General features: G+C 46.5%; 28 protein-coding genes and 1 tRNA gene. 12 read left to right on the top strand and 17 right to left on the bottom strand.

Going from position 1 to position 24,088, the window contains the following annotated elements:
* Positions 1 to 54: 54 nt before the first annotated feature.
* Positions 55 to 126 (bottom strand) — tRNA-Gln (locus WJQ40_RS13710).
* Positions 127 to 382: 256 nt separating this feature from the next.
* Here WJQ40_RS13710 and WJQ40_RS13705 point away from each other — a divergent pair.
* Both WJQ40_RS13705 and WJQ40_RS13700 read left to right on the top strand, forming a co-directional pair.
* Positions 383 to 1,054 carry a hypothetical protein gene (locus WJQ40_RS13705; RefSeq protein ID WP_337540876.1) on the top strand — a complete coding sequence of 224 codons (672 nt, stop codon included), beginning with the start codon at positions 383 to 385 and terminating at the stop codon, positions 1,052 to 1,054.
* 81 nt (positions 1,055 to 1,135) lie between these two features.
* On the top strand, positions 1,136 to 2,443 hold the full coding sequence (locus tag WJQ40_RS13700) for a diguanylate cyclase (RefSeq protein WP_337540874.1): 1,308 nt from the start codon (positions 1,136 to 1,138) through the stop codon (positions 2,441 to 2,443).
* A 92-nt stretch (positions 2,444 to 2,535) separates the two neighbouring features.
* Here the strand turns inward: WJQ40_RS13700 and WJQ40_RS13695 are convergent, their stop codons facing one another.
* From WJQ40_RS13695 to mtaB, 10 genes are all read right to left on the bottom strand, one after another.
* A complete protein-coding gene (locus WJQ40_RS13695) occupies positions 2,536 to 4,647 on the bottom strand; it encodes a glutamine synthetase III (RefSeq protein WP_262574480.1) in 2,112 nt (703 codons plus the stop codon).
* Between the two features lie 221 nt (positions 4,648 to 4,868).
* Positions 4,869 to 6,107, bottom strand: coding sequence for a U32 family peptidase (locus tag WJQ40_RS13690; RefSeq protein WP_118799001.1), 1,239 nt, complete (start codon positions 6,105 to 6,107; stop codon positions 4,869 to 4,871).
* A 27-nt stretch (positions 6,108 to 6,134) separates the two neighbouring features.
* On the bottom strand, positions 6,135 to 6,776 hold the full coding sequence (locus WJQ40_RS13685) for an O-methyltransferase (RefSeq protein WP_118799002.1): 642 nt from the start codon (positions 6,774 to 6,776) through the stop codon (positions 6,135 to 6,137).
* Positions 6,777 to 6,791: 15 nt separating this feature from the next.
* Entirely contained in the window at positions 6,792 to 7,280 is a 489-nt protein-coding gene (locus tag WJQ40_RS13680) for a solute-binding protein (protein ID WP_337540869.1), read from the bottom strand.
* Between the two features lie 18 nt (positions 7,281 to 7,298).
* Positions 7,299 to 7,640: a YlbF family regulator gene (locus WJQ40_RS13675; protein WP_337540867.1), complete on the bottom strand. Its 342-nt coding sequence runs from the start codon at positions 7,638 to 7,640 to the stop codon at positions 7,299 to 7,301.
* Positions 7,641 to 7,659: 19 nt separating this feature from the next.
* Positions 7,660 to 9,333 carry a ribonuclease J gene (locus tag WJQ40_RS13670; RefSeq protein WP_262574473.1) on the bottom strand — a complete coding sequence of 558 codons (1,674 nt, stop codon included), beginning with the start codon at positions 9,331 to 9,333 and terminating at the stop codon, positions 7,660 to 7,662.
* 172 nt (positions 9,334 to 9,505) lie between these two features.
* Positions 9,506 to 9,763, bottom strand: a complete 258-nt coding sequence (locus WJQ40_RS13665; protein WP_118799006.1) for a DUF1292 domain-containing protein — start codon at positions 9,761 to 9,763, stop codon at positions 9,506 to 9,508.
* A gap of 2 nt (positions 9,764 to 9,765) precedes the next feature.
* Positions 9,766 to 10,206, bottom strand: coding sequence for a Holliday junction resolvase RuvX (gene ruvX / locus WJQ40_RS13660; RefSeq protein WP_262574471.1), 441 nt, complete (start codon positions 10,204 to 10,206; stop codon positions 9,766 to 9,768).
* 5 nt (positions 10,207 to 10,211) lie between these two features.
* A complete protein-coding gene (locus WJQ40_RS13655; protein WP_118799008.1) occupies positions 10,212 to 10,472 on the bottom strand; it encodes an IreB family regulatory phosphoprotein in 261 nt (86 codons plus the stop codon).
* Positions 10,473 to 10,548: 76 nt separating this feature from the next.
* Complete coding sequence (gene mtaB / locus WJQ40_RS13650; protein ID WP_337540864.1) at positions 10,549 to 11,922, bottom strand: tRNA (N(6)-L-threonylcarbamoyladenosine(37)-C(2))-methylthiotransferase MtaB; 1,374 nt, start codon at positions 11,920 to 11,922, stop codon at positions 10,549 to 10,551.
* Between the two features lie 102 nt (positions 11,923 to 12,024).
* Here mtaB and WJQ40_RS13645 point away from each other — a divergent pair, with 102 nt between their 5' ends.
* Positions 12,025 to 12,255 (top strand): HPr family phosphocarrier protein, encoded by a 231-nt coding sequence (locus WJQ40_RS13645; protein WP_262574467.1) that lies wholly within the window; start codon positions 12,025 to 12,027, stop codon positions 12,253 to 12,255.
* A gap of 90 nt (positions 12,256 to 12,345) precedes the next feature.
* On the opposite strand, the gene thiI is transcribed toward WJQ40_RS13645, so the two are convergent.
* From thiI to prmA, 4 genes are all read right to left on the bottom strand, one after another.
* Entirely contained in the window at positions 12,346 to 13,530 is a 1,185-nt protein-coding gene (gene thiI / locus WJQ40_RS13640; RefSeq protein ID WP_337404757.1) for a tRNA uracil 4-sulfurtransferase ThiI, read from the bottom strand.
* Between the two features lie 47 nt (positions 13,531 to 13,577).
* The gene (locus WJQ40_RS13635) at positions 13,578 to 14,732 is read right to left on the bottom strand and encodes a cysteine desulfurase family protein (RefSeq protein WP_337404759.1); all 1,155 of its coding nucleotides are present in this window, start codon (positions 14,730 to 14,732) and stop codon (positions 13,578 to 13,580) included.
* A gap of 79 nt (positions 14,733 to 14,811) precedes the next feature.
* Complete coding sequence (locus WJQ40_RS13630) at positions 14,812 to 15,552, bottom strand: 16S rRNA (uracil(1498)-N(3))-methyltransferase (protein ID WP_337540862.1); 741 nt, start codon at positions 15,550 to 15,552, stop codon at positions 14,812 to 14,814.
* An 11-nt stretch (positions 15,553 to 15,563) separates the two neighbouring features.
* On the bottom strand, positions 15,564 to 16,550 hold the full coding sequence (gene prmA, locus WJQ40_RS13625; RefSeq protein WP_337540860.1) for a 50S ribosomal protein L11 methyltransferase: 987 nt from the start codon (positions 16,548 to 16,550) through the stop codon (positions 15,564 to 15,566).
* Between the two features lie 97 nt (positions 16,551 to 16,647).
* Between prmA and nudC the strand changes: the two genes are divergently transcribed.
* Complete coding sequence (gene nudC, locus WJQ40_RS13620; protein ID WP_262574462.1) at positions 16,648 to 17,472, top strand: NAD(+) diphosphatase; 825 nt, start codon at positions 16,648 to 16,650, stop codon at positions 17,470 to 17,472.
* Between the two features lie 2 nt (positions 17,473 to 17,474).
* On the top strand, positions 17,475 to 18,065 hold the full coding sequence (locus tag WJQ40_RS13615) for an HAD family phosphatase (RefSeq protein WP_337540857.1): 591 nt from the start codon (positions 17,475 to 17,477) through the stop codon (positions 18,063 to 18,065).
* On the opposite strand, the gene WJQ40_RS13610 is transcribed toward WJQ40_RS13615, so the two are convergent.
* Complete coding sequence (locus WJQ40_RS13610; RefSeq protein WP_118799017.1) at positions 18,026 to 18,649, bottom strand: nucleoside recognition protein; 624 nt, start codon at positions 18,647 to 18,649, stop codon at positions 18,026 to 18,028. The two genes, WJQ40_RS13615 and WJQ40_RS13610, sit on opposite strands and share 40 nt — an antisense overlap.
* Positions 18,650 to 18,798: 149 nt before the next feature.
* Here WJQ40_RS13610 and WJQ40_RS13605 point away from each other — a divergent pair, with 149 nt between their 5' ends.
* From WJQ40_RS13605 to WJQ40_RS13575, 7 genes are all read left to right on the top strand, one after another.
* Entirely contained in the window at positions 18,799 to 19,278 is a 480-nt protein-coding gene (locus tag WJQ40_RS13605; protein WP_337540855.1) for a type II secretion system protein, read from the top strand.
* Positions 19,279 to 19,487: 209 nt separating this feature from the next.
* A complete protein-coding gene (locus tag WJQ40_RS13600) occupies positions 19,488 to 20,435 on the top strand; it encodes a transglutaminase-like domain-containing protein (protein WP_337540853.1) in 948 nt (315 codons plus the stop codon).
* Between the two features lie 31 nt (positions 20,436 to 20,466).
* Positions 20,467 to 21,513 carry a type II secretion system F family protein gene (locus tag WJQ40_RS13595; protein ID WP_337540851.1) on the top strand — a complete coding sequence of 349 codons (1,047 nt, stop codon included), beginning with the start codon at positions 20,467 to 20,469 and terminating at the stop codon, positions 21,511 to 21,513.
* 22 nt (positions 21,514 to 21,535) lie between these two features.
* Positions 21,536 to 21,874, top strand: coding sequence for a hypothetical protein (locus WJQ40_RS13590; RefSeq protein WP_337540849.1), 339 nt, complete (start codon positions 21,536 to 21,538; stop codon positions 21,872 to 21,874).
* Positions 21,871 to 22,401, top strand: a complete 531-nt coding sequence (locus tag WJQ40_RS13585) for a DUF4860 domain-containing protein (protein ID WP_262574455.1) — start codon at positions 21,871 to 21,873, stop codon at positions 22,399 to 22,401. Before WJQ40_RS13590 ends, WJQ40_RS13585 begins: the two co-directional genes overlap by 4 nt.
* On the top strand, positions 22,391 to 22,867 hold the full coding sequence (locus WJQ40_RS13580) for a hypothetical protein (RefSeq protein ID WP_337540847.1): 477 nt from the start codon (positions 22,391 to 22,393) through the stop codon (positions 22,865 to 22,867). The genes WJQ40_RS13585 and WJQ40_RS13580 overlap by 11 nt, the downstream gene beginning before the upstream one ends.
* Positions 22,864 to 23,316 (top strand): hypothetical protein, encoded by a 453-nt coding sequence (locus WJQ40_RS13575; protein WP_337540846.1) that lies wholly within the window; start codon positions 22,864 to 22,866, stop codon positions 23,314 to 23,316. The genes WJQ40_RS13580 and WJQ40_RS13575 overlap by 4 nt, the downstream gene beginning before the upstream one ends.
* Here the strand turns inward: WJQ40_RS13575 and srtB are convergent.
* Entirely contained in the window at positions 23,293 to 24,075 is a 783-nt protein-coding gene (gene srtB, locus WJQ40_RS13570; protein ID WP_337540845.1) for a class B sortase, read from the bottom strand. The genes WJQ40_RS13575 and srtB overlap by 24 nt on opposite strands.
* Between the last annotated feature and the right edge of the window lie 13 nt (positions 24,076 to 24,088).

Here is a 24,088-nt window from a genome sequence, read left to right as displayed (position 1 = left end):
TTATGGGCACCGGGTAACAAAAACCCCAAAGGTCTTTCCTTTGGGGTTTCAAAGCTGGGCTACAAGGATTCGAACCTTGAAATGACGGAGTCAGAGTCCGTTGCCTTACCGTTTGGCGATAGCCCAATATACTATTCTGTGCTTGAGCACTTGGATATAATACCTCATTTCAATCATAAATTCAAGTACTTTTTTAAATTTTTTTAATTTTTTCTTTTTCCCGGCTTGATCTTTGTTACTTTTTTATCAAGATGTTTTTTTTTAGATACTTGGCCTGTTTTCACCTGAAAATGATTTGCAAGCGTATCAAAATTTGTTATTCTTAACCATAAGAAGCATTCAACTATATAAGTTACAGGAATACAGGAGGCACACTACATACATGAGATATTTTTTTAATGGCAAAATAGAGAAACAGGATAATATTTTCAGCATCCGCATTCCCTTTAATGTATGGGAAGTCTGCAAACAGCGTGACGTCATTCCGGCCGATCTGGTGCTGGATAATAAGATCATAGTCTGTGAGCTTCTTCCTGAAGAGAAGGGTATTTACAAGATCCATCTGACTGCAGACGATGTTGCCCATATCAATACCAATGACATCCATAAATTACTCCTTCATATACAGGGCAGTATTATCCAGGTTAATCAGAACAGTCCTTACAGCTTTGATGATCCCATCCGCAAGATCGATAATATCCAGATCATCATCCAGCCTGGGGACGGACTCTGCGGTCAGGCCTGTGTAGCCATGCTTGCCGGTGTGACCATTGCAGAAGTGATCAGTGTAATGGACTGTAGGGAATGGCAGGGGACCATGGGACGCATGATTTCCGCCCTGAACCACTACGGCATTGATCACAGTGATGTTATTGTTTACACAGAAGGGCAGGAGGCTACCCTCCCCAAATGCTGCATCCTTATGGAACGTATGGGACTTTACTGCCACTACCTGATCCACTTTGATGGCAGATTTTATGATCCAAGCCTCGGCGTTATGACTGAATATGACATGAGCCAGCTCCTTGGTTATCTGGAAATCAAAGTTAACTGATGATGCAGAATCCGCCAGGTATATATCATTGCAGATATATCTGACGGATTTTTCTAAATGTGTGAAAGGCGAAAGCTGTTTATGATGAAGGAATTACTGCATACATTTTTCCAGCATTATCTGGAAGATCGAAATCTAAATGCCACCCTTGCCATGCTTTCTGATCAGATTGTCAGTATCGGTACCGGTGAACAGGAAATTGCCAAAAACAAAGAAGAGCTGACAGATCTTTTAAAAAAGGAATTTCAGGAAATGCCAGGCTCCCTGCACTTTCAGTTTACCGAGTACCAGGAAACTCCTGTTGGTTCTGAGGGCTATTGTATTTTTGCCCGGATTCATGTTCAGTTTGAGGAAGGCGACGATCTTATTGAAATGGATACCCGTTTCACCGGTGTTGCCGGTCTGGAAAAGGATGGCTGGAAGCTGCTTTCTCTCCATATGTCCACCTCTAACCAGGTACAGGAGGATCAGGAATTTTTCCCATTGCGCTACGGCGGACAGGCAATTGCCAAAATGTCCTCTGAGTCCAGTGCCAGATTGATGGAACTGGTTTCCAGGTCTCTTCCTGGCGGTATCATGGGTGGCTATCTGGAAGCGGGCTTCCCTCTTTATACGATTAATGACAGAATGCTTGAAATTCTTGGCTATACTTACGAGGAACTGGCAGCTGCAACTGATGAAAAGATGATGAACATTATCTACGAAGAAGATCAGAAACGTGTCGAAGAAAGTATCAGTCAGCAGTTCTTGAATGGAAATGAATATGAAATAGAATACCGTATTGTCGGCAAGGGTGGAAAACTCACCTGGGTCAACGACATTGGAAAAAAGATCGTCACTGAAGATGGCCGGGAAGCCATGATCAGTATTATGACAGATATTTCTGACAGACGGGCACGTGAAAAACAGCTGATCCAGGAAGCATACTATGATCCCCTGACCGGCCTCTACAATCGCAAAAAAGCTATCAGCCTCTATAAAGAGGCTTTCGCCAATGGTCAAAAGGGTACTTTCTTTATCTGTGATATAGATAACTTTAAAAGTCTCAATGATACAGAAGGCCATATAGCAGGAGATCATGTTCTTATATTCCTTGCCAGACTGATCAGTGACCGGACCAAAGAGCTTGCTATTTCTGCGCGGCTCGGCGGGGATGAATATATGCTGTTTTTCCCATCTCCCACAGAGACAGAAGAAGCTGTACATCTCATGAAATCCATTCAGACAACCTTTGCTGCCGCTACAAAAGAAGCCTATCACGAGCTTTCCATTTCCTTAAGTGTAGGTGGTGTGGTCCGCAAGGAGAATGAAGATTTCCGTTCCCTTTACAGGCAGGCTGACACCGCCCTGTATCTGGCAAAGCATCAGAAAGGAAGTCTGCAGATCTGAGGCACCAACACATATCTTTCACTGAAAGAGGAGCACTGCCAGCCGACAGTGCTCCTCTTTACTTTCTTAATATTATGTTTTTCGGATAAATCCTATACTTCAAACATCAGATCAGCGTAGGTCGGGAACGGCCATACCTTCTTATCAACGATCATTTCCAGTTCGTCAGCAGGCTTTCTCAGTGCATCCATAGCAGCCTTGACAACATCCTTGTAATAGAATGCCTGATCCTTTGCATTTTCCATAGCCGCTGCCTTTGCTTCCACCTCTTCCAGCTTTGCCAGCGCTGTCTTCATTTCTGTAAGCTTTGCAGATACCTCCTTCAGCAGTTCTGTCTGAACCTCTGCATCAGCACCAGCCTCCTTAACAGCAAGAACAGAATCTGCAAGGGACTTGCTGTATTTGATAACAGCAGGAATGATCTCCTTGCTTGCCATATCAACCATGGTAAGAGCCTCAATATTAATGGTCTTTGCATAGATCTCATATAAGACCTCTTCTCTGGACTCCAGCTCAGCCTTGGTGAAAATACCAAACTTCTCAAACAGCTTAACTGCCTTATCGGTAGTCAGAGTCTCTACTGCCTCGATCATGGATCTGATGTTTGGAAGTCCTCTTCTCTCTGCTTCTGCAACCCATTCATCTGAATAACCATTACCATTAAAGATGATCCTCTGATGCTCTGTCAGATATTCTTTGATCAGATCATGAACAGCAACATCGAAATCATCTGCCTTCTCCAGAATATCGGCAGCCTCGCAGAAAGCTTCTGCAACGATCGCATTCAGTGTGGTATTCGGACTTCCGATAGAATCTGCAGATCCTACCATACGGAACTCAAACTTGTTTCCGGTAAATGCGAAAGGTGAGGTTCTGTTTCTGTCGGTTGCATCCTTTTCAAAATCGGGCAGTGTGGATACACCTGTTGCCAGCTTGCCGCCCTGTAATACATGAGCTGCTTCACCTGTTTCCACAAGCTGCTTTACCACATCCTCAAGCTGTTCGCCAAGGAAAATGGAAATGATAGCCGGAGGTGCCTCGTTTGCGCCAAGTCTGTGATCATTTCCTACATCAGATGCGCTCTGACGGAGCAGATCTGCATGGACATCAACTGCCTTGATAATGCAGGCAAGTACCAGCAGGAACTGGATATTTTCATTCGGTGTATCACCGGGATCCAGAAGATTTACCCCGTTATCTGTTCCAAGTGACCAGTTATTGTGCTTACCGGAGCCATTGACACCGGCAAAAGGCTTCTCATGAAGCAGACAGGTCAGTCCGTGCCGTCCTGCCACCTTCTTCATGGTTTCCATAACAAGCTGGTTATGGTCTACTGCAATATTTGCTGTCTCATAAATCGGTGCCAGCTCATGCTGTGCCGGTGCCACCTCATTGTGCTGTGTCTTGGCAGTTACACCAAGCTTCCACAGCTCAATATTCAGGTCTTTCATGTATGCACCGATTCTTTCACGGATGGTGCCGAAGTAATGATCCTCCAGCTCCTGACCCTTCGGAGCCGGTGCGCCGAAAAGGGTACGCCCTGCAAAGATCAGGTCTTCTCTCTTTAAATATTTATCTCTGTCAACGAGGAAATACTCCTGCTCAGGTCCTACACTCGCCACTACCTTGGTCGCCCCTGTATTACCAAACAGTCTTACAATACGAAGTGCCTGCTCACTGATCGCTTCCATGGAACGGAGCAGAGGTGTCTTCTTATCCAGTGCTTCACCTTTATAGGAGCAGAACGCTGTGGGGATGCATAGGATCACACCTGTAGCATCTTCCTTCAAAAATGCCGGGGAGGTAATATCCCATGCTGTATATCCTCTTGCCTCAAAGGTAGCTCTCAGACCACCTGAAGGGAAGGAAGAAGCATCCGGTTCACCCTTGATCAGCTCTTTACCGGAGAACTCCATCAGCATCTTTCCGTTTTCATCCGGATGTGAAACAAATGAATCATGCTTTTCTGCCGTAATTCCTGTCAAAGGCTGGAACCAGTGTGTATAATGGGTTGCGCCATTCTCAATTGCCCAGTCCTTCATTGCTTTGGCAACTACATCTGCCGTCTCAAGGCTAAGCTCGCCGCCCTGATCCATGATCTTAACAACTTCCTTGTAAACGCTCTTCGGTAAACGCTCTCTCATAGTTGCCCTGGTAAATACTTTGCTTCCGAAAAGTTCTTCGATGTTCAGTACTTCACTCATGTTTTAATCTTCCTTTCCTGTTTGAATAAAAATCGGTACAAAAAAATGCCCCAAACAAACCATTTGGAACATCTTCGTTCGATTCATGTTGAAAGGACTTTTCCCTTCGTTTCCTTAAAGATACCCCATTCATATAAAAAAAGCAATACCCTTTTTTATTTTTGGTTGTTTTCGATAAAATGCCTCATCAATTATTGTATACAAGTATGCAAATTGCACATTTACGCTTTGATGCGCAGTAAATCATACATTTCCGGTTCTTCTGAAAGCTCTATCCACAGACTCTGCTTCGGATGTGGGGCACTTTCCATCTCTTCTCCTTCCTCTGTGTGGATTGCAAGCACAGCAGCCTCTGTGTTTCTTCCATCCGGACGCATGATCTCGATTTCATCACCCACAGAAAACTTGTTTCTCTGCGTGATTTTTCCCAGATACCCTTTTCTCTCCCCTCTCTCCCTGGTCTCCTCAATAATACCAAGGTAAATATATTCATTAATATAGGTATTGGAATCATAGATCTGGGCTTCCTCGGAAGGCTTTCCGAAGTAGAAGCCTGTAGTAAACTGTCTGTAGGTACACTTGGCGATCTCTGCCTTGTACCATTCCATGTTCTCCCGGTATTTCTCCTCTGATTCAAGGTAATCATCAATGGCCTTGCGGTAGGTTCTTGCCACCGTCGCCACGTAAAGTGCCGTTTTCATCCGTCCTTCGATCTTGAAGCTGTCGATCCCGGCCTTTATCATCTCCGGAATATGCTCGATCATGCAAAGATCCTTGGAATTGAACAGGAAGGTTCCCCTTTCATTCTCATATACTGGCAGGTATTCTCCAGGTCTGCTCTCTTCCATTACTGCATATTTCCAGCGGCAGGGATGCGTACAGGCTCCCTGGTTGGCATCTCTTCCAGTAAAATAATTGCTGAGCAGGCATCTTCCGGAATAAGAAATACACATAGCTCCATGGATAAAGCTTTCGATCTCCAGATCCTCCGGTACTCTCTCCCGGATCTCTGCGATCTCTGCAAGGGAAAGCTCTCTTGCACAGACAACACGCTTTGCTCCCATTTCATGCCAGAAACGGAAGGTCATATAATTGGTATTATTGGCCTGTGTGGAAATGTGGATCTCTATCCCAGGGCAGATCTTTTTTGCCAGTGTAAACATACCCGGATCAGAAATGATCAGGGCATCCGGTGCTAGCTCCCTCAGCTCTTCAAAATACTTCTCTGCCTCATCAATGTCCTTATTATGGGCAAGAATATTGGCGGTCACATGTACCTTCACCCCATTTGCATGGGCAAAAGCAATTCCCTCCGCCATATCTTCTCTGGAAAAGTTTCTTGCCTTTGCACGAAGGCTGAACGCTTCTCCTCCAATATATACAGCATCTGCTCCAAACCTGACTGCTGTTTTTAAAACCTCCAGGCTGCTTGCCGGGATCAGTAATTCCGGTTTTCTCATTCTTCCTACTCCTTACGTTTTCAAATCCTACAGCTTTACGCTTACGGTCACACCATCGCCCACAGGCAGGATATCTGTCACAAGCTGGTCATTATGCTTCAATTCATACAGGTATTCCCTCATCCGGCTGTGTATCGTGCGGTTTCTCCTTGTCACGGCATAACGGGATTCCATAACATCCCCGTCCTGCAGTACATTATCCGACACCAGGATACCTCCCTTTTTCAGAAGCCGCATCACATCCGGCAGAAAATGGATATACTGTCCTTTGGCAGCATCCATGAAGATCATATCATAGGGTTCCTGTAATGTCTTCAGAATTTCTGTGGCATCCCCTTCCAACAGGGTAATACTCTCTTCCTTTCCCGCTTTCCTGAAATTCTCACGGGCGATTGGAATTCTTTTTTCATAATTCTCTATCGTGGTGATCTGGCAGTCAGGCCTGCCATATTCACTCATAAATAACGCAGAAAAACCAATGGCCGTCCCAACCTCCAGAATGCGCTCAGGCTGCTTCATGGAAAGAAGCAGCTTTAAGAAGCTCTGCATCTGTGGTCTGATGACAGGTACATTGGTCTCTCTTGCATATTGTTCCAGTTCATTTAAAAAGGGGGTATTCCCTGTATCGAAGGAATTGATAAACGTGCTGATTCTTTCTTCCGTGATCATAACTGTTCTGCTCCTTTATTCTGTTACCATTCCTTCGGCACCTTCTTCTATGCTTCCCTCTTCATAATACTCTTCCGGTTCCTCTCCCATTTCTTCAGGATCCCCGTCATCTCCGTCTGTGGATGTATTATCCTCTGCGGTTACCGGTGTAGACATAACTGCCAGCATCTCTTCTGCCGTCATGGATGTGCTCAGATCATATATTCCCGGAAGAATCTTATCGTGATAACCGGAAAGCAGTTCCTGTACACAAAACAGTCTTGCATCCTCTATCAGTCCCTTCTCTTCCAGCATCTGTGCCACATCCTTAATATCCGCATCCTCCGCAACACCTACCGTGATCGTTCTCCCCTCTGACTGGGAAACCGGCTGATCGGCAAATACCCTGTATCCGAATTCATAGGCCGAAGTAGCTGTCCGGAATACAAACATAATAACGATCACAAGAACAATCGCCTTTATGATAGCTTCTACTACAGCTCCTACCAGATATTTTCCATTCATAAGCCTCTTTTCCTTTCTTTACAGGGGAAATTCCATGTCAAAATCAATTGCCTCTGTTACCCGCAGATTAACCTCCTGCATCATTCTGCAGAAAGCCAGCTCTGCCCTGAAAAAATCATCTACCACCGGATCTTCCCGGAATCTTTCCAGTTCCTCTGCCAGAGCTTCGATCCTCTCATCCATATCTCTGCCATCACTCTGCTGGAGTTCATAGTTTTTCCTGCAGAACTCATTCACTCTCTGGTATTTTTCAGGATTCTGCCGGATCAGAAAAAGCTGCTCCTGATAGTTTTTGTAAACATCGGTATTCCTGATCGTCTCTGCATACCTTTCTGTTGCGTCGATTAAACTCTGCTCCATGGTAAAAGTCCCTGCTTTCCTATACTTCCATAATGATCGGAAGGATCATTGGCCGGCGTTTTGTCTTTTTCCATACATAATCCCCAAGGGAATCCTTGATGGCACTCTTCAGCTTGCCCCAGTCTGAAATACCTCTGTCGAGACAGCCATTTACCGCCTCGCTGACTACGACATGTGCTTCTTCCATCAGTTCATCGGATTCTCTTACATATACAAATCCTCTGGATACGATATCCGGGCCGCTGACAAGCTGATCCGTTGCTCCATCCAGGGAAAGGACTACGATCATGATACCATCCTCTGCCAGATGCTGTCTGTCACGGAGAACGATATTTCCAACATCCCCGACACCAAGGCCGTCCACCAGAATGTCACCTACCGGTACCTTGCCGGTTACTTCTGCAGACTCCTCTGACATTTCCAGTACATCACCGGATCGCAGGATAAAGATCCTCTCCTTATCAATGCCAAGCTCCCTTGCGATCTTCGCCTGTGCTATCAGATGCTTGTATTCTCCATGGACAGGGATTGCATATCTGGGATGAACCAGAGAATAGATCAGCTTGATCTCTTCCTGGCAGGCATGTCCGGAAACATGGACATCCTGAAAGATAACATCCGCTCCCTTGACAAGAAGCTCATTGATCACATTGGTGACTGCCTTTTCATTTCCCGGGATCGGATTGGAGGAAAAGATAACTGTATCCCCCGGGCCTATGGAAATCTTCTTGTGATTGTCCTCTGCCATACGGCTCAGGGCTGCCATGCTTTCTCCCTGGCTTCCCGTAGTGATGATGACAGTCTTTTCTCTCGGATAATTCTTGAGCTGCTCGATGTCGATCAGTGTCTTATCCGGTATGCTCAGGCATCCGAGGTTCGTCGCAACCTCAATGATATTGACCATGCTGCGGCCTTCTACGACTACCTTTCTGCCAAACTTATAGGCGGAATTGATGATCTGCTGCACTCTGTCCACATTGGACGCAAAGGTGGCGATCAGGATCCTTGTATTCTTATGTTCCTCAAACAGGGCATCAAATGTCTTGCCAAGGGTTCTTTCAGAAGGGGTAAAGCCAGGACGCTCTGCATTCGTGGAGTCGCACATAAGGGCAAGGACTCCCTTCTTTCCAAGCTCTGCAAATCTCTGCAGATCGATGGCATCTCCAAATACCGGTGTGTAATCCACCTTGAAATCGCCGGTGTGCACAACAATACCGGCCGGAGAATAAATAGCCAGCGCTGCTGCATCTACAATACTGTGATTGGTCTTGATAAATTCAATCCGGAACTGCCCAAGGTTGATGGACTGTCCGAACTTCACAACCTTCCTCTTTACCTGTCCGGTCAGGTTGTGCTCCTTCAGCTTATTCTCAATCAGACCCATCGTCAGTCTGGTCGCATAAACCGGTACATTGATCTCCTTTAATACATAAGGAAGTGCACCGATATGATCCTCATGTCCATGCGTGATCACAAATCCCTTTACCTTTTCGATATTGTTCTTCAAATAGGTAATATCCGGAATGACAAGATCAATTCCCAGCATGTCATCCTCCGGGAAGGAAAGACCGCAGTCTACCACAACAATACTGTCCTCATATTCAAAGGCAGTAATGTTCATACCAATCTGTTCCAGACCGCCAAGTGGGATCACTTTCAGTCTGGAACCCTTATTTTGTTCCTTTTTTTTCAAATATACTTACCTCCATACTCCGTCCACCGGCTGATGCATTCTCCTGTGGCAGAAAGCAGTATCAGCACGTCCCATACCTCTGTTTCCTCCGCCTGCATGGTATGTTTCCTGCTGCTGATCCCTTATCTGTCATCCGGTCTATGCCCGCCCGGTCTCACTGTTACCTGCTATTTCAGGGTTCAATTTCTATATCTTCAAGCATGCTTTCGAAAACTGACGCAACCGCAGCCAGCTCCGTATCTTCCTCTACGATCTCGTAGATGCTATCCGTATCTTCTTCCTGAGGGATCTCCTTTAAAATGAGTGCATCACAGTCTCCCTCTTCTTCCTCTGTTACCAGAAGATAATGCCTGCCTCCGATCATGGTCTGCTCCAGGACATAAAACCAGGCAGTGCCTTCTCCTTCCAGAGTAAATGCTATTTTTTCCAAATCTAAACCTCTTCCTGTGCTTTTCTCTGCTGCAGATCAAGATATCCCTGCAGAATGAGTGTTGCAGCAATCTTATCCACATATTCCTTACGGTGTTCTCTCCGGATACCGGCTTCCATCATCGTTTTATCTGCCGCCACCGTGGTCAGTCTCTCATCCCAGAGATGTACCGGAAGACCAGTCCGTCTCTCCAGCTTCTCTGCGAACTCCTTCGTCAGCTCCACTCTTGTACCTTCTGTATCATTCATATGCTTCGGAAGGCCAAGAACAATCTCTCCGATCTGATATACCTCGATCAGTTCCTCAATCCTTGCCAGCGTCCTGCGCAGCTTATTCTCTTCTTTTCTTCTGATGATCTCTATTCCCTGAGCGGTAATCAGCAGCGGGTCACTGATGGCAACCCCGACTGTTTTCGCTCCGAAATCCAGTCCCATAATTCTCATACCCGTTATTCCCAGCCGTTATTCTTAATATATTCTGTCAGAAGCTCCTCTACAAGCTCATCTCTCTCCACCTTCATGATAAGACTTCTTGCATTGTGGTAGCTGGTGATATATGTGGGATCTCCGGACATGATATATCCTACGATCTGATTAACCGGATTATAGCCCTTTTCTGTCAGTGCATGATAAACCTCATCAAGGATCATCTTCACACTGTTATTGTCTGTCTCTACTCTGAAAAACTGTGTATTTCCTAAATCCTGCATAGTTTCACCCCTTATAGTAAACCCTGTATTTTACTATATTACTCTATTTTCCCCTAAAATTCAATGGTGCTTGTTTTCACATCTTCGTGAAAAGCAGAATATCTGGTTTCAGCATCTGCGTAAACTGTCCCTTCAGGATCTGTCCGCTGACCTCCTCCACTGTCTCAAACGCAGCACGGATATACTCCTTGCTGTGTCCTACCTGATATCGCTTTCCGTCAATTTCCTTCTCTTCTTCAAAAAGAATACTGGTTTCCTTATGTAAATGTCTCTCCCGGTATGCTGCGGACTGCTTCTGCTCAAGGGCAAGCAATCTGTCACTTCTTGCAGCCTTGACATCCTCCGGCACCTGATCCTTCCTTGCTGCTGCCACGGTTCCCTGACGCATGGAATATTTAAACACATGCATTTCATAGAATCCGACCTTCTCAAGAAAACGTTCTGTTTCTGCAAACTCCTCCTCTGTTTCCCCCGGGAAGCCAACGATCACATCTGTGGTGATGGCCGGATCTTCAAAGAAACGGCGCAGGATCTCTACACGCTCATAGTATTCCCCTGCCGTATATTTCCTATTCATGCGCTCCAGCACACTGTCACAGCCGCTCTGCAGGGAAAGATGAAAATGGGGACAAAATTTGTCCATCTTTGCAAGCCCCTCTGCAAGCTTCCCGGTAATGATCCTGGGCTCCAGCGAGCCAAGGCGGATCCGCTCGATCCCTTCTGTCTTCTGGATCTCACTGATCAGGGCAAGCAGTCTGTCGCAGGGAAAATCCTCTCCCTTTCCCACATTGGTCCTGCCATCCAGATCAAGACCATAGGAGCTGATATGGATCCCGGTCAGCACCACTTCCTTATAGCCGTTTCCGGCAAGTGTCCTGACCTCCTCAAGGATCTCTTCCATCTGTCGGCTTCTGACTCTTCCCCTTGCATAGGGAATAATACAATAGGAACAGAACTGGTTGCAGCCATCCTGAATCTTGATATAGGCACGCTTATGCTCTGCCGTCCGCTTCAACTGCATGGATTCATACTCACAGGTATGGCTGATATCGATCACAGTCCGGCCTTCCAGCGTTTTATCCATATCTGCAGTGCCCTCTTCTCTTGCTGCAAGGAACTCCTCCAGAATCGGGATCAGGTCTTTTTTCTTATTATTACCAACTGCCAGGTCAATGCCCTCATCCAGAAGAGCCTGTTCCCCACCGGTCTGTACATAACAGCCAACCGCCACCACTACAGCATCCGGGTTCTTCTTTTTGGCACGGTGCAGCATCTGTCTGCTCTTTCTGTCTGCAATATTTGTTACCGTACATGTATTGATAATATAAATGTCTGCTTTCTCATCAAAAGGTACAATTTTATATCCTTTTTCTTGTAACATTTGTTGCATATAATCCATTTCGTAGCCGTTTACTTTACAGCCAAGATTGTGTAATGCTACACTTTTCATGTTATTCTCCACTTTTTTTGTGTTGTTTTATCATTGACTTTTTCCTTTTCAACCCTTACTATAATAGCATGAAGGTATGAAAAAATTAAGGAGGTAATTACAATGAAAACAATTCAGATTTCATTAAATTCTATCGACAAGGTAAAATCTTTTGTAAACGATATTACAAAGTTTGATTATGACTTCGATTTAGTTTCTGGCAGATACGTAATCGACGCTAAGTCTATTATGGGTATCTTCTCCTTAGACTTATCCAAGCCGATCGACTTAAATATCCATGCAGAAGACAATGCTGAAGAGGTTCTTGCAGTATTAAAGCCTTACATGGTATAGTTTAATGAGCCACGGAAGGATGCATGCATTCTTCCACTCAGACCAGAAGATTTTTAAACGACACATTCATCGAATGTGTCGTTTTTTGTTTCACTCTTCTTTTACAATGATCACTTCATCCGTTTCCAGTGCTGTCTTCATAAGTTCATCAATCTTCTCTTCCAGATTCTGCTCATGACGTTTGATAATATTCAGATTCGGCTTGGTCACCGGATGCTTTGCCACAAAGATCGTACAGCAGTCCTCATAGGGCAGTATGGATGTTTCATAGGTACCGATCTTCTCGGATACATCTACGATCTCCATTTTGTCGAAGCCGATCAGCGGGCGGAATACCGGAAGTGTACAGACCTCATTGGTCACACCAAGGGACTGCACTGTCTGGGAGGCCACCTGTCCGATGCTTTCACCGGTGATCAATGCCAGACACTCTGTTTCCCTGGCGATCTGCTCTGCGATCTTCATCATATATCTTCTCATAATGATCGTCAGTTCATCATGAGGACACTTTTCATAAATATAAAGCTGGATATCTGTAAAATTGATGACATGAAGGTAAATCGGACCCGCATAACGGGATACCTGTTTTGCCAGATCCACCACCTTCTGCTTTGCCCTGTCGCTGGTATACGGCGGTGCATGGAAATAAACTGCATCAATCTTCACACCTCTCTTTGCAATCATGTAACCGGCTACTGGGGAATCAATACCACCGGATAAGAGCAGCATAGCCTTACCATTGCTTCCCACTGGCATACCGCCGGGTCCCGGGATCACCTCTGAATACAGATAGATCTTTTCACGGATCTCCACATTCAGCATCACATCCGGCTTATGCACATCCACGGTCAGCTCCGGAAATGCATCCAGGATCACAGCGCCGAGCTCCACATTCAGCTCCATGGAATTCAATGGATAATTCTTTCTGGCTCTTCTTGCCTGTACCTTAAAAGAGAAGTGCTTGTCCGGATATACGTCATCCATATACTTTACTACCGCTTCTCCCAGCTTCTCAAAGCCCTCATCCTCCACATGAACCATGGGACAGATGCCGGAAATACCAAATACTGTCTTCAGATTATCTATGGTTTCATCATAATCAAAATCAGAGGCCGCTTCCACATAGATTCTTCCCGGTGTACGGGTTACAGAAAACTCTCCCTCGCATCTCTTCAGTGCATATCTGATCTGCTTTACCAGGGCTTCTTCAAACAGATAGCGGTTTTTTCCTTTTACGCCGATCTCAGCGTATTTAATTAAAAATGCTGTAAACATATGCTTCCTCTTATGCTCCGGCCCGGATCCCCAGGCCGGTCTTCCTTTTATTTTCGTGTGAACTTCCTGAGCACAGGAATTATATCATACAAAGTCTGCAAAGTATAGTCCACTTCCTCCATCGTGTTTTCTACAGAAAAGCTGAAACGGATCGTTGAACCAAGCTGGTCTCCGTGGATCCCCATGGCCTGCAGCGTTGCAGAGGGCTGTGGCTTATGCGCAGAGCAGGCGCTTCCGGCCGACACATAGATGCCCTTATCCTCCAGTGCATGCAGGATCACCTCGCTCCTGACACCGGCAAAGGATACGCTGACTACATGGGGTGCCCCATCTCTTCCCGGATGTCCGTTTACAGTCACATCCGGCAATTCCTGTATGCCCCTGACAAAGGCTTCCTTCATACAGTAAAGCCTTTCCACATCCTTATCCAGCCCGCTGTAAATGATCTCAATGGCCTTTGCCATGCCCGCAATACCGGGCACATTTTCGGTACCGGAACGCATACCATTCTGCTGTCCGCCACCAAACAGGATCGGTTTGATCTTTACCTTATCATTAATATACAGAAATCCGATGCCCTTGGGTCCATGGATCTTGTGTCCACTGACCGACAACAGATCAATATTCATTTTCTTCGGATGGATCCGGAACTTACCGTATCCCTGTACCGCATCCACGTGGAACAGGATCCGGCTGTCCATTCTTTTGATCAGGGCTCCGGCCTCTTCTATGGGCTGCAGGGAACCGACCTCATTATTGGTGTGCATAATGGACACCAGAATGGTTTCCCCTGTAATGGCACGTTCCAGATCCTCCAGGCGGATACAGCCCTTTTCATCTACAGGAAGATAAGTTACCCGGTAGCCCTCTTCCTCAAGCTGCCTCATGGTCTGCAGAATCGCCGGATGCTCGATCTGTGTCGTGATCAGGTGCTTTCCCCTGCGGCTGTTGGCGTATGCACAGCCCCGGATCGCCAGATTATCCGATTCTGTCCCTCCTGAAGTAAAGAAGATCTCCTTTTCATTCACCTTCAGGTTTTTGGCTATGGTTTCCTTTGCATAACGGATGTACTGCTCCGCCTGCACACCTTTTCTATGCAGACTGGATGGATTTCCATAATCCTCGCACATCACCTTTGTCATTAGCTGTGCCACCTCATCAAAGCATCTCGTGGTGGCTGAATTGTCCAGATAAACCTCCATGGTATCACCAGTCTTTCTTATTGTAATACTACTATATTTTATGTGTTACACGGGGAAGTCGTGCGGCTCCGCCATATAATTACTGCTCAAGCTGATACAGCAGAAAAGCAAGCACTGTCATCCCGGCTGTCTCTGTGCGCAGGATCCTTTTTCCAAGCGTGACCGGCTTAATCTGTGCCTTCATGGCCTCTTCGATCTCTGTTTCCTCGAATCCGCCCTCCGGGCCGATAAATACTGCCACCTCATCTCCGGGCCGTATGCCCTTCAGGATCTCTCTTGTCTTTTCCATACCCTCTGCCCTTTCATAGGGGATCAGGCGCACCTGCATCCTCTGGCTCCTTGCAAAGGCCTCCCTCAGGGATATCACTGGCATGATTTCCGGGATCAGGCTCCGTTTACTCTGCTTGGCTGCTGCCTCGGCGATCTGCTGCCATCTGGCAAGCTTCGTCTTTTCCTTCTTCGGATCCAGCTTCACCACACACCGTCTGCAGGCTGTGGGAATGATCTGATACACTCCAAGCTCTACCGCCTTCTGGATGATCAGCTCCATCTTGTCTGCCTTTGGCAGACCCTGGAACAAGTAGATCCGGACCGGCAGCTCACTTCCCTCCTCTTCCTCTGCGAGAATATGACAGACTACCGTTTCCTCATACAGCTCTGCCACCTCACAGCGGTAGCTTCTAGACGTTTCACTGTCTGTTACCCTGATCTCTTCTCCCGGCTTCATGCGGAGGACATTTTTCATATGATTGACATCTTTTCCCAGTATCCGGATCTGATCTTCTGCGATCTGGGACGTTTCAATGAAGAACTGATACACCTGCTGCCTCCTTATTCCTTTCTGGCAACAACAGATACCCATTCACCCTGATGCTGTATATCCAGCACCGTAAGCCCTGCTGCCCGGACAGCCGCTGCAACCGTTTCTTCCTTGTCATCAATAATACCGGAGGTGATGTAAATACCTCCCTTTTTCAGCTGATGCACGATCACGGGTGTCAGAGGTACCAGCACCTCTGCCAGAATATTCGCTACCACGATATCATAACACTCATAGCCTACCTGATCCTGCACTTCCTTATCAGTAATGATATTGCCGATAAGAAGTTCAAAGCTGTCCTCCGCAATTCCATTGGCCTCTTTATTTTCTCTGACTGCGTCTACCGCACAGATATCCAGATCGGTTCCGATCGCTTTTTTTGCCCCGAACATAAGAGAAAGGATAGCCAGGATACCGCTGCCGGTTCCTACATCCAGGAGCACAGTATCCTTCGTAATATATTTCCGTAGTGCCCGGATACAGAGCTGTGTGGTATCATGCATTCCCGTACCAAAGGCGGTGCCTGGGTCAATGTGGAGCACCAGCCTGCCCTCATTCTCTGGCTCTGCCTCTTCCCAGGAAGGAATGACCAGAATATCATCTATGGTAAACTGGTGGAAATACTGCTTCCAGTTGTTAATCCAGTCGATATCCTCAGTTTCGTCCACGCTGACGGTTCCTTCTCCGATATCCATAAACTCCTGCAGCCCTGACAGCTCTTCCCTGATCTCTGTAAGGAGCTGCTCACTCGTCTTATCCTCTCCTGCCACCTCCAGGAGACCGTTCTCCTTTTCCTCTACGAAAAAGCTGAGGTATGCAATCCCGTCATCTGCCGGTCCGTCAGGCAGGATATCTACAAACATCTGCTCCTTTTCTGCCGTGGTAAGAGGAACCTTGTCCTCGATCTGGGCACCCTCCAGTCCTATATCATATAACGTGCTGACAATAACATCTTCTGCTTCTGTAATGGTTTTTATTCTGAATTTCATCCACTTCATGGTTTTGCTTCCTTTCCAGTTTCCATTGACCATAGAACAGTTCCATATTATCATAAAAAGAGCCCGGTTTCCATATGAAAAAGGAGGTTATCCATTTATGATACAGGACATTTATCCAAAGATCTATCACAATGAATATAAAGAGCTCGTTCCGTCCGACTATGACTTTATCCTTGTTTTTGACAAAAACAGAGTGCTTGTCCGCTACGAAAGGGATCATCTGCGCTATCCGGTAAAGCAGGAGCTGTCTGCCTTTTCCTGCTCCTTCCTTTATCTGTTTTCGATTGATGAATACCGGTATTTCCTGGCCTATACCGAGGAAACGATCACCCTGCCCGGTTACGGATATGAGGATGTGCGCATCTTCCGTACTGCCATTTCCCGCCACAATGCCTTCGCCGGCATCACGGCGCATCACCTTTTCGACTGGTACCGTGTAAACCAGTTCTGCGGCCAGTGTGGTCACAAAATGATGCCTGACCATCTCGAGCGTATGCTGAAATGTCCCGCCTGCCAGAACATGGTCTATCCAAGGATCTCTCCTGCCGTGATCGTAGGGATCCTGAACGGCGATAAGCTCCTGATGAGTAAATATGCAGGCCGTTCCTATAGAAGCTATGCCCTGATCGCCGGCTTTATTGAGATCGGCGAGTCCGCTGAGCAGACTGTCCAAAGAGAAGTCATGGAAGAGGTGGGACTTAAGGTCAAAAATATACGTTACTATAAGAGCCAGCCCTGGGGCTTCACAGACAGTCTTCTCTTTGGTTATTTCTGCGAGCTGGACGGGGATGACACGATCCGCCTTGACACCAATGAGCTGTCTCAGGCCGGCTGGTATACCAGAGATGAGATCACCCTGGAGGATGACTATTTAAGCCTGACAAGAGAAATGATCCTGCAGTTTAAAGAAGGGAGAGTATAGCAATGCTTCAGAATATTATTTTTGATATGGGAAATGTACTTTTAACCTTTGATCCTGAGGTTCCCCTTGCCCGGTTCTGTCATTCAGAAGAAGCAAAGGATCTGATCCGTAAGGAGCTGTTTCAGGGACCGGAGTGGATCATGGGTGATCAGGGCATCCTCCGTAATGATGAGCGCTATGAGCCTGTCAGTCACAGAATCCCTTCCGTTTATCACAAGGAGCTTGCTGACTGCGTGAGCCACTGGGACATCTGCATGAAGCCCGTCCCCGGTGCCCTTTCCTTCTGTCAGGCCTGTAAGGATAAAGGATACCATATTTACGTGCTTTCCAATGCAGACAATACCTTCCATGATTATTTCCAAAGATTTGCACAGGAATCCTGGTTCGATGGAGTCATTGTTTCCAGTGATGTCCATATGATCAAACCGGAGCCTGCGATTTACAGACATCTCCTTCAGACCTTTTCACTGTATCCGGAAGAATGCTTCTTTATCGATGACCGCCCGGAAAATGTAAAAGCTGCTGTCAGTCTTGGCATGCAGGGCTTCGTATTTCAGAATGATTTTACACCGCTCCGGAAGCTGCTTTTCTGATCCTTCACTTTGCAATAAATAACCGCCACCGCCGTACTGATCAGCGTCGCCAGGATCGCCGGTGCAATGATCCCGGCAGGCTGCGGGCTTCCGTACTGCTGCCTGTAAGCGATCATATTGACCGGGATCAGCTGAAGAGATGAGATATTCAGGATCAGGAAGGTACACATCTCATTACTTGCCCTGTTCTCCTCATAGTCCGGTCCGGATCTCTGCTTTTCCATGGCTGCCAGTGCTTCCATGGCTTTCAATCCCGCCGGTGTGCAGGCCCAGCCAAGTCCCAGTATATTGGCAATAATATTCAGGGAAATATACTTCCTGGCCTCATGCTCTTTCGGAATTGCAGGAAAAAGGAACCGGATAAAGGGATCCATTTTCTTCGTCAGGCTCCTGATCAGGCCGGCGCTCTCTGCCACCTCCATCATACCTGTCCAGAATGCCATCACTCCGCCTGTCGCTATGCAGAGCGACACTGCCTCACCAGCACTCTCCAGCATAGCCTCCGTAATTTCCTTCATTGTTCCATTTAAAGCACCATACACGATCCCTACTAGGATCATCAGTGCCCAGAGCATATTCAGCATTTTTCATTCTCCCATATCCATCTCCTTTTATCCTATTCCGGGAGGCAGACAAATAGAGCCATAATTTTATAATTCTTTTATACTTTTTTAATTGACTCACAATTTTCTATCATCTATGATTTACTTAATTATGACTGGAGATAGTAAAAATGATATATTTAAATAACAGGTCTGTTATACAGACAAATAAAAAAAATCTATATAACAGGGGCTTCAGCCTGATCGAGCTGATCATCGTGATCGCAATTATGGCAGTTCTCACAGGAATACTGGCTCCTTCACTTCTTTCTTATATCCATAAGGCGAGGGTTGCTGCTGATTGGTCAAATCTCAGAGCCTATTATTCTGAGATACAGGCCGATTTTACCTATACAGGGGAGCATGATTCAAACATAGAGACGGATCTGGATGTACCCAGCCACTGGAATCAGACTGAAATCCACTATCCCAGCGGGCGGACTGTAAAACTGAAGGCAGGCTTTTATGCCATTACCAAAACTTCTGACGGAAATGGTTATCAGATATGCTACTACTGCAATCATTGCAAAACATCAGAGGGTTATGAAAAGCATAAGCACAGCTGCATCCTGGTTCTTGGTGCAAGACAGGATGTCGATAGCACCCCTTAGGTTCCCTTTCGGCTGGTATTCTTCCGATATGCAAAGGGTGTCAGCCCAGCTTGATGTAAAAAAGGTGAACCAGCAATTAAAAAGTATATAGCACAGAACAATACGCAGATATCAAAGCCGGGGTCTTCTGATCCCGGCTTCATGTCATTTCATTACGAAACGGATCCATCGTCCGCACTGTATTTCTTTTTATGGCAAAAGAATCTGGAATGTATTATAATCAGAGCATGAAATTACTACAAAAGAAACGGTCTAAAATCATATATTTCCTGCTTCTGCTGGCAGCCTTCTTACTTGGAGGATGCTCCTCCCATAAGGAATATGTTTCTGCCTCCACTACAATCCGGGATAACACCCCGGTCTGTCTTGTCCCAGCAGCTGATGGCATCACTGTGTATGGCAACGATCTCGCCTCACTGGATGCCTCCCATACAGAGGATGGCTATGTGATGGCAGCCTGGCACGGAGAAGATAAACCCGTGAAGCTGCAGATTACCGGACCAGATTATATGACCTATACCTATGATCTTCCATCCGGCGGATACACCACTTTTCCACTTTCCGCAGGGGACGGTGCTTATCAGGTCGGCATTTATGAAAATGTGGAGGGCAGTCAATATGCCACTGTCTTTTCCACCGATCTTACAGTTACCATTACAAACAAAATGGGACCTTATCTCTATCCGAATCAGTATATAGCCTTTACAAAAGACAGTCAGATCGTCAGGGAGGCACAGACGCTGGTTGCCGGCGCCCATGATGATCTGGAAGCCATTATCTGCATTTATGATTACGTCATTGCCAATATTACCTACGATTATGACAAGGCCGAAAATGTCAAAAGCGGCTATGTCCCAAACCCTGACGAAATCCTTGCCCTTGGCAGAGGGATCTGTCTTGACTATGCCAGTGTCATGGCAGGTATGCTGCGTTCCCAGCAGATCCCGACCCGCCTTGAGGTCGGTTATGCCGGAGATGCCTACCATGCCTGGATCAGTACCTATGTAGAGGATCAAGGCTGGGTCAACGGCATGATCCACTTTGACGGCAAGAACTGGTCCATTATGGATCCAACCTTTGCTGCCAATGCAGGAGAAAAGGAATTAAAAAGCTTTATCGGAGACGGTAAGAACTACGTCACCAAATATATTTACTAATCACTACACTTTACAAGGAGAACACCTTCCAATGAGCAAAAAGCAACTCCTTTCCAATGAAGAAATCGCTTCCTTCTGTGGACAGACAGCCCTGATCATCAAGGCCGGTATCGGTCCTGCAGAGGGCATGGAGATCTTAAAACAGGACACCCACGATCCGAAGGGTCAGGAACTGCTTTCCCGGATCAGCGATTCCTGCAGAAGAGGCTCCAGCTTCCACGAGGCACTTCTGGAAACCGGTCTTTTCCCTGATTATGTGATCAAGCTGATCGCCCTTGGTGAAGAATCTGGAAATACAGACGATGTCCTGACTTCCCTTTCCGAATATTATGAACGGGAGCAGACCATTGCAGACAGTATCAAAAGTGCTGTCACCTATCCCTTTATTATGATAGCCATGATGTTTCTCGTGATCGTGGTTCTGATCGTAAAGGTACTTCCGATCTTTGCACAGGTATTTGAGCAGCTTGGTACGCAGATGAGTCCTTTTGCCACCTCCCTGCTTGCCGCAGGAAATACCCTGAGCCGTTACTCCCTCATCCTTACTCTGGTCTTTCTGGTGATCGTTACGGTTTTCGTCTTCATGTACAAAAGTCCTGCCGGCCGTACCCAGATCCAGCGCTTTCTGACAGGATTTCCTCTGACCAGCGGCTTCTACGAAAAGGTTGCTGCCGGGCGCTTTGCCAGTGGCATGTATCTGGCCTTCACCAGCGGTATGGATACTTATAAGGGACTGGATATGGTAGCTGACCTTGTGGAAAACGAAGAAATGTCAAAGAAAATAGAACTTTGCAAGGAAGAGATTGAAAAGGATGCCAATCTGCCTGAGGCTCTTGCCAGCGCACAGATCTTCTCAAGCCTTTACTCCCGTATGATCGCTGTTGGCTTCCGCTCCGGTTCTGTAGATCTCGTCCTGAAAAAAATATCCGAAAAGTACGATGAAGAAACCCAGAAGCAGCTCGACCATATTATTTCTATCATCGAACCGACCCTTGTCATCCTGCTTTCTCTGGTAGTCGGTCTGATCCTGATGTCCGTCCTGCTGCCTCTGATGGGAATTATGTCAAGCATCGGCTGATGTATAAAGAGAGGATCTGCTTATGTCAAACAACCGGTTTGCACAGAAAAAAAGAATATCCCTGTCCTTTCTGCGGATTCCACATCTGCTCTTCCCTGCCATTCTGATCGTCTTTCTGCTTGCCCTGTCCTCCATTCAGGACTCTGCCCTGCAGAAGCAGCAGGAAAGTCTGGAGACAGCACTGGAGCGGGACATCACTCACTGCTATGCTGTAGAGGGTTATTATCCACCAAGCCTTTCCTATATTGAAGAGCATTACGGCCTTACCTATGACAAAGACCTGTTTTTTGTAGATTACCAGCCCGTCGGCTCCAATATCCGCCCAAATGTAACGATTATCGCAAGAAAGGACAACTCATGAGAAAACAGGAAGAACGACATATCATTGATATTCTGTTTGTCATTGGTCTGTTCTGTATTTTTGCCCTGTCCACCATTTTTCTGATCTCCATTGGTGCCGATATTTACGGCAAAACAGTCTCCAACACTGAAATCAACTTCAATGACAGAACCTCCTTCGCCTATGTGACGGAAAAGATCCGTCAGGCTGACAGAAGCGGTGCCATCACAGCTTCCACACTGGAAGGAAGGTCTGCCCTGAAGCTTCAAAAGACGGTACAGGATACCGCCTATATCACCTGGCTGTACGAGGATGAAGGCTATCTGAAAGAGCTCATGGTAAGAGAAGATACCCCTCTTTCCCTCTCTGCAGGTCAGGAAATCCTTCCGGTCAGTGATTTTTCTGTTTCCCGGATTCAGGATAATCTCCTGCAGATCACGATCCACACAGCAGATGGTGACGACTGCAGCCTTTCTGTAAGCCTGAAAGCGGATCCGTATGTTTCTCCTGCGGAAAACGAGGAAGGAGGTGCTGCGAATGAACAATAATGCCAGAAAAACCGGCCTCTTCCTTATGGAACTGATCATTGCCATTCTTTTCTTTTCGCTGGCGGCCGCAATCTGCATCCAGCTCTTTGTGAAATCACATATGATCAGTGAACGCAGCATTGCCCTGAACCACAGCATCCTTCTGGCACAGAATACTGCCGAGATTTTTTATGCCACGAACGGAGATCCCGAAAAAATGGCATCTCTCCTTGGATGCGGAGAATCCTCCGGTACAGCAGCCGTCGCTGACAGTGACAATGCCTCTACGCTGACTCTGTTTTATACAGATAAATTTGATTGCCTGGATCCGGCTGAGGCTGCTTCCGCTGTCTTCCAGCAGACGATCTCGCTCTACGCTGACTCCGATCCGGCTCTTATCACCTGCCATATCGTGATCTCGGAGTTTTCCTCTGGAGATGTGATTTATTCTCTGGATACTACATTGTTTCAAAGGAGCCGCCCATGAAAAAGAAAAAAACTTATGGTATGAATATTGGTGCTTCTTCCCTGTTGATCATCATTGTGATCCTCTGTCTGGTGTGCTTTGCCGGACTTTCCGCAGTCAGTGCCCTTGCTGATTACAGACTCAGTGAAAAGCTCTCTGCCCGTACCACCGCCTACTACGAAGCAGTCAGCAAGGCGAACCTGGAAATGGCACGCATGAATCAGGAACTGCTTGCTGCTTATGAAGAAAGTTCCTCTGAAGCGGATTACAGGCAAAAAATAAAAGAGTCTTTTCAGGACTCTCTTACTTTTTCTTATTCCATAAGTGATACACAGGCACTTGTTGTTTCTCTGGATCCGCTGTATCCCGCTGCTTCTTCTGATCCTTTGTACCGGATCACCCGTTTCGAGGTGGAAACCGTTTCAGATCTTTCCCTGGATGATTCTCTACCGGTCTTCACTGGCAACTAATACACCAAGGATGATAGTTCTGTTATTGCTGTGAAGTCCATGGCAGGTAGACAATGTCATCACCTTATCAGATGCACTGACAGCCTTATCTGATCTCCAGGTTGCTGTCTCATCCACATAATCCAGAAAGCCCTGCTGCTCCTCCTCATTCCGGATCAGGTCATAGGTTCTGGAATCTGCCTGTGTCAAATACACTGCAAAGATCTCATACATATAAGCCTTATCTTCTGTAAACACATAGAAGTTCGGATTTTCTTCCTGTATGGAAGAATCATTGAGCATCTTCTTGAGGGAACCAAACATGGTTCCATTTCTCATATTATGTCCATATACGATCGTATTGTAATCGCTGCAATCCGTCTTGTTCAGAAAGTCCATGAAGATCGCACCGGAACTATTCTTCTCCCCTTCGAAAGTATAATGGGTGTAATAATCATTGTCATTCCCACGGACGATCGGATAGCTGATGTCCAGTGGTTCATAATACAGCCAGCCAGCAAAATCTTCATTGATCTTCTTCAGTTCATCATACTGGATGTCAACAGATACCGAGATCAGACTTTCTTCCTCTGTTTCCTCTGCCTCTGTGCTTTCTTCCTGTACCGGCGCTTCCTCTTTGACAGAGGCATAGCTTTCCAGCTGCTGATACTCATTGATGCCCTTCTGGTACTCTCTTGACAGCCGGAATACATTGATTCCCGATACCACTACTGCTGCCAATGAAACAATCAGCACGATCAGCCATAATTTGTTTTTCACTTTCCATTTCCCC

Source organism: Suilimivivens sp., assembly GCF_037359455.1.
GTDB classification, from domain to species: domain Bacteria; phylum Bacillota; class Clostridia; order Lachnospirales; family Lachnospiraceae; genus Suilimivivens; species Suilimivivens aceti.
Note: the sequence above shows the minus strand (reverse complement) of the source record. Positions and strands in the feature narration are given on the sequence as shown.

Excerpts from the sequence above, each read along its gene's own strand:
- WJQ40_RS13705 (WP_337540876.1), top strand. The coding sequence starts at position 383 with ATGAGATATTTTTTTAATGGCAAAATAGAGAAACAGGATAATATTTTC.
- WJQ40_RS13700 (WP_337540874.1), top strand. The coding sequence starts at position 1,136 with ATGATGAAGGAATTACTGCATACATTTTTCCAGCATTATCTGGAAGAT.
- WJQ40_RS13695 (WP_262574480.1), bottom strand. The coding sequence starts at position 4,647 with ATGAGTGAAGTACTGAACATCGAAGAACTTTTCGGAAGCAAAGTATTT.
- WJQ40_RS13690 (WP_118799001.1), bottom strand. The coding sequence starts at position 6,107 with ATGAGAAAACCGGAATTACTGATCCCGGCAAGCAGCCTGGAGGTTTTA.
- WJQ40_RS13685 (WP_118799002.1), bottom strand. The coding sequence starts at position 6,776 with ATGATCACGGAAGAAAGAATCAGCACGTTTATCAATTCCTTCGATACA.
- WJQ40_RS13680 (WP_337540869.1), bottom strand. The coding sequence starts at position 7,280 with ATGAATGGAAAATATCTGGTAGGAGCTGTAGTAGAAGCTATCATAAAG.
- WJQ40_RS13675 (WP_337540867.1), bottom strand. The coding sequence starts at position 7,640 with ATGGAGCAGAGTTTAATCGACGCAACAGAAAGGTATGCAGAGACGATC.
- ruvX (WP_262574471.1), bottom strand. The coding sequence starts at position 10,206 with ATGAGAATTATGGGACTGGATTTCGGAGCGAAAACAGTCGGGGTTGCC.
- WJQ40_RS13655 (WP_118799008.1), bottom strand. The coding sequence starts at position 10,472 with ATGCAGGATTTAGGAAATACACAGTTTTTCAGAGTAGAGACAGACAAT.
- mtaB (WP_337540864.1), bottom strand. The coding sequence starts at position 11,922 with ATGAAAAGTGTAGCATTACACAATCTTGGCTGTAAAGTAAACGGCTAC.
- WJQ40_RS13645 (WP_262574467.1), top strand. The coding sequence starts at position 12,025 with ATGAAAACAATTCAGATTTCATTAAATTCTATCGACAAGGTAAAATCT.
- thiI (WP_337404757.1), bottom strand. The coding sequence starts at position 13,530 with ATGTTTACAGCATTTTTAATTAAATACGCTGAGATCGGCGTAAAAGGA.
- WJQ40_RS13635 (WP_337404759.1), bottom strand. The coding sequence starts at position 14,732 with ATGGAGGTTTATCTGGACAATTCAGCCACCACGAGATGCTTTGATGAG.
- prmA (WP_337540860.1), bottom strand. The coding sequence starts at position 16,550 with ATGAAGTGGATGAAATTCAGAATAAAAACCATTACAGAAGCAGAAGAT.
- nudC (WP_262574462.1), top strand. The coding sequence starts at position 16,648 with ATGATACAGGACATTTATCCAAAGATCTATCACAATGAATATAAAGAG.
- WJQ40_RS13615 (WP_337540857.1), top strand. The coding sequence starts at position 17,475 with ATGCTTCAGAATATTATTTTTGATATGGGAAATGTACTTTTAACCTTT.
- WJQ40_RS13610 (WP_118799017.1), bottom strand. The coding sequence starts at position 18,649 with ATGCTGAATATGCTCTGGGCACTGATGATCCTAGTAGGGATCGTGTAT.
- WJQ40_RS13605 (WP_337540855.1), top strand. The coding sequence starts at position 18,799 with ATGATATATTTAAATAACAGGTCTGTTATACAGACAAATAAAAAAAAT.
- WJQ40_RS13600 (WP_337540853.1), top strand. The coding sequence starts at position 19,488 with ATGTATTATAATCAGAGCATGAAATTACTACAAAAGAAACGGTCTAAA.
- WJQ40_RS13595 (WP_337540851.1), top strand. The coding sequence starts at position 20,467 with ATGAGCAAAAAGCAACTCCTTTCCAATGAAGAAATCGCTTCCTTCTGT.
- WJQ40_RS13590 (WP_337540849.1), top strand. The coding sequence starts at position 21,536 with ATGTCAAACAACCGGTTTGCACAGAAAAAAAGAATATCCCTGTCCTTT.
- WJQ40_RS13585 (WP_262574455.1), top strand. The coding sequence starts at position 21,871 with ATGAGAAAACAGGAAGAACGACATATCATTGATATTCTGTTTGTCATT.
- WJQ40_RS13580 (WP_337540847.1), top strand. The coding sequence starts at position 22,391 with ATGAACAATAATGCCAGAAAAACCGGCCTCTTCCTTATGGAACTGATC.
- WJQ40_RS13575 (WP_337540846.1), top strand. The coding sequence starts at position 22,864 with ATGAAAAAGAAAAAAACTTATGGTATGAATATTGGTGCTTCTTCCCTG.